This is a genomic window from Streptosporangium sp. NPDC002524 (assembly GCF_040295985.1).
In the GTDB taxonomy this organism is placed as follows: Bacteria; Actinomycetota; Actinomycetes; order Streptosporangiales; family Streptosporangiaceae; genus Streptosporangium.
The window spans coordinates 1-1400 of sequence record NZ_JBEOWK010000075.1 but is presented as its reverse complement, the minus strand read 5'-3'; the positions used below and the strand labels follow the sequence as shown (position 1 = coordinate 1400).

The window sequence follows — 1400 nt, the reverse complement described above, 5'->3', positions numbered from 1 at the left end:
TGCTTGGCTGTTTATTTTCACAATTAGGTTGCTAAAAAATGAATCTATAGACGATTTGTTTTTTATGTTATTACTTTTGGCTTTGGGACATGAAATATATCTGTTCAAAAAGAAGAGGTCGATGACTAACATCATAGTAATTGTAGTATTATTAATTGCTGTTTCTGTGATGGGCTGGAATTTAATGAGTGGAATTTTTAAATGAGGGATAAAGGAAAACTTGAGTTAAAGAATAGGTTAAAAGTGGCTCGTGCTGAAAAACAAATAAACCAGAGTAATTTGGCTAAAATTGTTGGTGTTTCGAGACAGACAATTAGCAATATAGAAACCTATGAGTACGTTCCATCTGCTAAATTAGCATTATTACTTTGTATAGCGTTGGATATAGAATTTGAAAAATTATTCTATTTTGAGTAGTGAAGACTTAAGTATATTAAAACGACTTAGGTCTTTTTTATTTTAGGGGCGCAAATGTCAGAGTTTGCGTTCTTATATTAGTGAAATAGCAAGGAGAGTCTTTATGCAAGTAACAGGAAAAACTAAAACTGGTGAGGAAAAACAGTTGACAGTTGAAATTCGTGATGTTGAAATCGTGAAACCTAAGATTGAGAAATCGGTTCTGTTGCAAAGTTTTCTGATAAGTCTATTTTAGTGTAAAATGAATAAAAATGACAGCGAGGATATATCAATGAACTATTTTAAAGGTAAACAATTTCAAAAAGATGTGATTATTGTCGCTGTTGGTTATTACCTGCGTTACAATCTAAGCTATCGTGAAATTCAAGAACTCCTTTATGATCGTGGGATTAACGTTTGTCACACAACTATTTATCGTTGGGTACAAGAATACGGTAAAGTCCTCTATCATCTCTGGAAAAAGAAAAATAAAAAATCCTTTTATTCATGGAAAATGGATGAAACGTACATCAAAATTAAAGGAAAATGGCATTATTTGTATCGAGCCATCGATGCAGATGGTTTAACCTTGGATATTTGGTTACGTAAAAAACGGGACACACAAGCAGCCTATGCTTTTCTTAAGCGGTTAGTGAAGCAGTTTGATGAACCGAAGGTTGTAGTCACAGATAAAGCCCCCTCTATTACAAGTGCCTTTAAGAAACTAAAAGAATACGGCTTTTATCAAGGGACAGAACATCGTACCATTAAATACCTGAATAATTTGATTGAACAAGACCATCGTCCAGTAAAGAGACGCAATAAATTCTATCGAAGTTTACGCACTGCCTCTACCACGATTAAGGGCATGGAAGCCATTCGAGGATTATATAAGAAAACCCGAAAAGAAGGCCTACCGTCGCGTCGAACCGTCGGCCGCGCCGTGCGCCCGCCTTGTCAGGTTCATCACGTATGGCCGTATTTATTGGTAGTTAGGATGTCTG

General features: G+C 35.6%; 3 protein-coding genes. All 3 read left to right on the top strand.

The genetic code is table 11. The annotated features are described in order from the left end of the window. Positions 1–205, top strand: a 205-nt coding sequence (locus tag ABT053_RS43295; protein WP_350978016.1) for a hypothetical protein, incomplete at its 5' end; no start/stop codon positions are given. Then, entirely contained in the window at positions 202–417 is a 216-nt protein-coding gene (locus ABT053_RS43290; protein ID WP_101913440.1) for a helix-turn-helix transcriptional regulator, read from the top strand. The genes ABT053_RS43295 and ABT053_RS43290, both read left to right, overlap by 4 nt. A 271-nt stretch (positions 418–688) precedes the next feature. Next, on the top strand, positions 689–1400 hold a 712-nt coding region (locus ABT053_RS43285), incomplete at its 3' end, for an IS6 family transposase (protein WP_350978018.1).

What these genes read in the sequence shown, in the direction of transcription:
- ABT053_RS43290 (WP_101913440.1), top strand. Translation starts at nt 202, where the DNA reads ATGAGGGATAAAGGAAAACTTGAGTTAAAGAATAGGTTAAAAGTGGCT.